This window comes from Bacillus sp. P4_D3, assembly GCF_056401855.1.
Genome location: NZ_JBFUIN010000022.1, coordinates 24,256 through 31,297 on the forward strand (window position 1 = coordinate 24,256; position 7,042 = coordinate 31,297).

At 38.9% G+C, this 7,042-nt stretch carries 3 protein-coding genes; all 3 read left to right on the plus strand.

The genetic code is table 11. The features are described 5' to 3' along the window. Positions 1-254: 254 nt before the first annotated feature. Positions 255-2,114, plus strand: coding sequence for a sensor histidine kinase (locus AC1DTM_RS06285; protein WP_002160144.1), 1,860 nt, complete (start codon positions 255-257; stop codon positions 2,112-2,114). Continuing rightward, complete coding sequence (locus AC1DTM_RS06290) at positions 2,089-2,727, plus strand: response regulator (protein ID WP_477000101.1); 639 nt, start codon at positions 2,089-2,091, stop codon at positions 2,725-2,727. The genes AC1DTM_RS06285 and AC1DTM_RS06290 overlap by 26 nt, the downstream gene beginning before the upstream one ends. Positions 2,728-2,969: 242 nt before the next feature. Continuing rightward, a partial coding sequence (locus tag AC1DTM_RS06295) for a S8 family serine peptidase (protein ID WP_477000102.1) occupies positions 2,970-7,042 on the plus strand: 4,073 nt, incomplete at its 3' end.

Consider the following 7,042-nt stretch of genomic DNA (forward strand, 5'->3'; position numbering starts at 1 on the left):
GCCGGTGATTGGCTAATGAGAACCTTCTCATTTTGCCAGTGCCGGTTTTTTAGTAGATAATGATGATAATAAAGTGAAACTATAATCAGTGGGGGTTTTGTTCATCCCCTACTGATTATTAGCCTTCACCAATCGGGCGTYTACGGGCAGCAGGGCTCCCACCCCACCTAACTTCTTTGCTCCAGCTGAATTTTGAGGTGGGAGTCTTACTGCCCGCAAATAGCGGGATAAATTTTTTTGAGGGAGGGATCGTTTTGAAAAAGATAGATTTTACTTCTATGAGAGAGCAAGTAGCTAGTTTTTATATTTATTCTATCTCTTTTCTTGGTTTAATTGCTGTTATTATTTCCTTATTTTTAAGTGAAATGCCTTCCCATCTTATACTGCTTTTGTTGTTAATTATGTTTATGGGAATTACTGAGTATTTTCCTATCCGCATTTGGAGAGGGGGGATCACACTCAGCCTTACACTTATTTATACAATGAATTGGCAGTTTGGAATGCATATAACTGTTGTTTCGTGTGTGGGTGTGATGTTAAGTATCCAATTGCTTCGCCGATTACCTATGCAAAGGACGGTATTTAATTGTGCGCAACTTGCTCTTAGTATCGTATTAGCAGAATGGTTTTCCAGTGGATGTTTCTCTTTTTTTATTTCTGGAATGAATCTTTCAGTTTTATATGAAAAATTTATAAGCTTGTTTTTATTCAGCGCATTTCTTTGCCTTTTTAACAGTTTATTTTACGATCTTTTAATCATACTTCTTCCTCAGCCCTATCCGCTAGAAGAGTGGCGTAAAAAGAATATATTAGTACTCTTGAGTTTGAGTTTTTGTTTATTTTATTCTTCACTTATACATATTTTAGATTACCGATATCGCGGAGTGATGGATGAAATCATGGTTCTATTCTTCTTTTTCCCGCTTGTGGCAATTTGTATCATTAGCTCTTTCGTTAGACAAATACGGGTGGAAAAAGAACGATTATATAAGCTTTTTTCCATTACGACGGAATTAAGTCATGGATTATCTGCCGGAAACTTACAGCAGATGAAACAATCACTGAAAGGATTTCTAGGAATACAGGCATATGTTTTATGGGCAAAAGATGAAGAGAACTGGACACTTTTATTAAAGGATGGAAAAGTACGTCGTGATATTTCTAATTATTCTGACCTGCATAAGAAGTTTGAAGAGATATCAGAAACTGTTGTTGTTACTGATTGGAAAACAGGTATGGCTCCGGGAGATGAAGTGTTTGAAAATACTATGCGCTCGCTTGTATATTTACCTCTTAAGGTAAATCATGAATTAGTTGGAATGTTTGTGGCAGGGAAAAGCAGGAGTGCGAGTTTTATTACTGAAGATGTACAGACTTTAGCTACGTTTGCCAATCAATTAGGTAGCTTGCTTAAAACACGGACACTCGTCTCTGAACAGGAAAAAAGAACGATTTTAGAAGAAAGAAATCGAATTGCTCGTGAAATCCACGATGGAATCGCACAAGCATTGGCTGGAGTGATATTTCAGATGGAGTCAGCTCAGAAAAAATATGCAGATCGACCAAAGGACATGCAGCAAGTGGTAGATACAAGCATAAAAAAATTACGGAAGAGTTTAAGTGAAGTTCGTTATTCTATTTATGCTTTAAAGCCATATCCAACACAAAGATTAGGACTAAAACAAGCAATTATAAATAAAGTTCAATCCTTAAAACAAGAATATGGTCTAGCCATTCTATATCATGAAAGAGGCCGTTCTCGAAAACTTAGTTTTACGAAAGAACGAGTCATCTTCGATACTTTACAGGAGAGCTTGCAGAACATTATAAAGCATGCAAAGGCAGATAAAGTTGACATTTTACTAAGCTATCAACGGGAACATGTACTTTTAAAGGTAAAGGATAACGGAATTGGCTTTTCTCTTTTTGAATCTATGATTAAAGCAAAGCATGAGCCGCATTATGGTATATTACATATGAATGAACAGGCTGAACAGCTAGGGGCTACCCTTCAGATTGATAGTTCAGTAGGAAAAGGTACAGAAATCACATTGTTAATTCCAGATTCAGAAATGGGGGAGGGGTATCATGATTCGAATATTAGTAGTGGATGATCATACTGTTTTGCGTGATGGAATTCGAAGTATATTGGAACTCGAATCTKATATGCGAGTAGTTGGAGAAGCTGTTTCCGGGGATGAGGTAGTAAAGAAAGTGGAAGATTGTAGGCCTGATTGTATTTTAATGGATATTAATTTGCCGGGGAAAAATGGTATTGAGGCCACATCACTCGTGAAAGATCAGTATCCGAACTGCCGTGTTCTCGTATTGACTATGTATGAACATGATGAATACTTGATGGCTGCTCTTCGGGCAGGTGCAGACGGTTATTTACTGAAGGATTCATCATCCGAGCAGGTAGTGGCGGCAATCCGAATGGTATTACAAGGAGATTCTGTGATTCATCCGCGTATGACTAAAAAGTTGATTACATATCATCAGCAAACGAAATCAGAATCAAATGAAAATGAACTAACAGAGCGCGAAAAAGAAATACTGTTTGAATTGGTCAAAGGTTTTAGCAATAAGGAAATTGCTGAAGCTCTATATATCAGTGACAAGACAGTTAAAATCCATATAAATAAGATTTTCAGAAAACTAAATGTGAAAAGCCGTTCACAAGCAGTCATATATGCCGTGCGAAATCAGCTTGTTCCATTTTCTTAAATGAAAATCATTTAAAAGAACTACCCTGTGTTTTATTATTTTACTCAAAATAATAAAGTGCGGGGTAGTTCTTTTGTACTATACGGTATAGAACTAATAACTAAAAAAATATTACTTTTTGATAATTTTCAGAAAAGTTTAAATTTAATAAGATAAGAAAGTAGAGTCGTAGTCTAAAAGCTTCGGAAATTTATGTTATGCAATGACTACAAATACAAATAAATTTAGATGGGGGAACTTGTATGAAGAGAGGGAAATTTGGGAGGGTTCTTACAGGAACTTTAGTTACTGGTATGCTATTGTCACAAGGTATTCCGTATAACGTATTGGCAGAAAGTGCGGTTGAATTGAAGCCAGTTGATAATGCGGAACAGGTACTAATGAATCTGTCTCCAGAACAAAGAAAAGCGTTGGAACAGCTAGATGTAAGTCCTAATTTTACGATTTCACCTGATATTGATTCTAATAGTCCTGAATTAGTTAACGTTATCGTGGAATTCAATCAAGCTCCAGCAAAAATTGAAGTGATGAAACAAGCGGCGAAAGGGAAGAAAATAACTACTACTACTGCGCAAGCAAAAGTGGATGAAGAGCATAAAGTGTTCAAACAACATGTCGAATCCTTAAAATCGAAGAAGGATGCCGGCACTTACGATACGAAAAAAGTGAAGGTTACACGAGAATATAAGAATGCGATCAACGGCGTAGCGATGACTTTACCTGGTGTGGCTGTGCAGGAGTTGATCCAATCTGGAGTAGTAAAACGTGTCTTTAAAGATTACGAGGTAAAAGTGGAACCTCCGGTAGAAACAAAAGAAACAATCGATCCGAAAATGGCGGACAGTATTCCGCAAATTGGCGTGGACAAGCTTCATGCAGAAAACATTACAGGTAAAGAGATTAAAGTCGGCGTTCTTGATACAGGTGTTGACTATAATCATCCTGACTTAAAAGGTGCCTATAAAGGCGGATATGATTTTGTAGATAACGATGCAGATCCGATGGAAACGACATACGAGGACTGGATAAAAGCTGGTAAGCCAACATCTCCTGGCTATGTGTATTATACAAACCATGGTACACATGTAGCAGGAACGATTGCAGCTCAAAAGAAAAACAATGCGGATTATGCTGTGAAAGGTGTAGCACCTGATGTAGATTTATATGCTTATAGAGTATTAGGTCCTTGGGGCGGAGGTAATACAGCAGGAATTCTTGCTGGAATAGATAAAGCGATTGCAGATGGTATGGACGTTATCAATATGTCACTTGGTGCGCAGACTAACGATCCGTTATATGCTACTTCTGTCGCGACAAATAACGCTATGCTTTCAGGTGTGGTAACAGTTGTTGCCGCAGGTAACGCCGGGCCAAACGAAAAAACGCTTGGTTCCCCGGGAACGGCAGCTCTTGGTATTTCAGTAGGGGCAAGTGATGCTGCCATGTCTATTCCTACATTCAGCGCAAGTGTATCTAACGAAAAATTTGAAAATATGCAGCTATTAGGTAAAGATTTTCCTGATAAGTTAGAAGATTTTGGGGGACAATCGTTACCAATTGTATTTGCGGGACTTGGTAAACCAGCTGATTTTACGGGGAAAGATCTTAACGGAAAAATTGCGTTAATTCAGCGCGGAGAAATTACGTTTGATGAAAAAATTAAAAATGCAAAAAGTGCTGGAGCAAAAGCGGTTATCGTATATAACAATGCTGACGGACAAATATCTGCCTACTTAGGTGAGGGGGTAGGCCTTATTCCATCTTTCCGTCTGTCAAAAGCAGATGGCGAACGGTTAAAGGCGCTAGGTGAAGTATCTTTCAAATTCGAGACGCTGAGCAATACAAAAACGGAAGGGGATCACTTAGCTGATTTCAGCTCCCGTGGGCCGGTAAATGGGAATTATGACATTAAGCCAGATGTAGTCGCTCCTGGTGTGTCGGTTTTCTCTACTGCACCGGAATACATCAATGATCCGCAGGACGGTATAAATTACGGCAATGCATATGTACGCTTGTCTGGTACTTCTATGGCGTCTCCTCACGTAGCGGGTACAGCTGCATTGATCCTGCAGGAGCATCCAGAATATACTCCTTTCGATGTAAAAGCGGCTCTTATGAATACATCCGATGATTTGAATGGCAAGAATTCTGTATACGAAGTGGGTGCGGGGCGTATTGACGCGTATCAAGCTGTTCATACGGACACATCTATCAAAGTATTGGACAAAACAAAAAATATTGAGAACGGGAATATTGTTGAAATTGACGAACAAACAGGCTCTATTATGTTTGGCAGACATTTTAAGCAAGATGATAAACCAATTGAGGTAAGCAAAAAAGTAAATGTCCAAAACAACGGCAAAGAAGAAAAATCCTTTAAAGTAGAAGTGGAGTATCACGATGAACGTACAGGTATTCAAGATGCAGTGAAGAATGGTGTACAAGTTGAGGTACCGGCATCCATTACAGTAGCAAGCGGACAATCACAGGAGCTGGAGCCGAAAATTACGATTCCTGCTAGCGCTAAGACAGGCAGATACGAAGGATATATCCATGTGACTAATGCGAACAATCCGGCGGAAACGTATCAAATTCCATTCGCTGTCATGGTGACGGAAAAAGGATTTGAATATATAAAAACGACTAAACCATCCGTAACAAATACGACACCTTTCTGGCAATATTTAGAGCCTATGGTTCACGGAGTAATGAAGTTGAATAGCCCGATGAAAACAATCGATGTGCTTGTTAAGGACAGTAAAACAGGAAAAGCTGTAGGTTTTATAGGAACAGCGAATACTAGTAAATTACAGACAGATGTAGAAACTTTTCTTCTAGGAGTATTCAGTGGTACTGTCTATCCATTTACAAATGATCCTTCCAAACCAATTGGCGATCTTCCTGTGAAGCTTCCGGCAGGCGATTATACACTAGAAATGATTGCGCACGATGAAGAAGGGAAATCGTATGTTGTAGACAATCCGCTTATCGTGGATAATATAGCACCGGAAGTAAATATGGACAAAAAACCGGGTGTAATCGAGGTCAATGACTCCATGTTTACAGTAGAGGATGGACAAAAAGCGGTATGGCTGCATGGAACAGCTAAAGATTCGACGGTAGATGTATTAAAATCAAAAGGCTTAAACTATGATCAATCATCCAACACAATGGGTTACTCTGCAAATTCTGGATTCATAGATGGATTCTTCCCAGTCCAAGCGAACGGAGATGTGAAATTTGGAATTGAGGAAAGTGATATTGCAACAAATCCTTTACGTTTGACTTTGACTACGTTTGATATGGCAACGGCAATGGAGAAACAAAACTATGTTTTCGTAAAAGAAGGTACGGAATATACGACTTCTAGTTATGATAAGAAAGATGTAAAAGTTGACGATAACGTTACGATGACACTGAGTCTCAATAATGTGAAGCAGCTTGCATCTGGAGAATTTAATGTCGAATTCATAAAAGATTTGTTTAAGTTTGAGAATGTGAAATTGAACAATGCGGCAAGCGAGTATGCGAAGGACAAGGGATTGGAAGTATCGTTGCAAGAACCTATGGTGACAGAAGGAACTCACACTAATACAGTGAAGGTCGGCGCATCTATGAAAGGGAATTCATTCAGCGGTATGGATGGAGATATGCCTTTTCTTGATGTAACGTTTAAATTAGTAAGTGATGCATATTTCGATAATGTTATCGGATTTAATGTACAACAGGCGTCTTATATGAAAGCGGGACAAACAGCAGCTACTGCCATTCCTTATTTCAGAACAGAAACCTTTAATATCATTCCAACGCATTCGAGAGCGCAGGGTTCTATCCTACCAGAAGCATTTTTGATTGGGACTGAGAACGCTCAGTATTTGAGAAAAGCGGATTATACAAAAATCGGTGCCCAAGTATATGTGCTGTCCCCAAGTGGTAAAAAATATAAGGGAACAATTGATGAGAGAGGATTCTACACTATTCATGGTATCCCAGCTTCTACTGAAGCATACACAGTTGTTTTCGATATTCCGGGACATCTCAAATCGATGAGGAAATTCATTCCTGGATATTCTGTAAACGGTGAAATGCGCGGGCAACATGTTAGATTAGGTGCTAAAAGTCTTGCAGGGGACGTGAATGGTGATAGATTGATTGATATTCGCGATATGCAAAGTGTAGTAGATGTATACGGTAAGAAGGATGCATCCATCGTGCCGCAAGACATCAACCAAGATGGTGTAGTGGACGAAACAGATGTCCGCTTCATTGAGAAAAACTTCTTGCAAAAAGAAGTCGGTGTTCCAGAAGTAGTTAA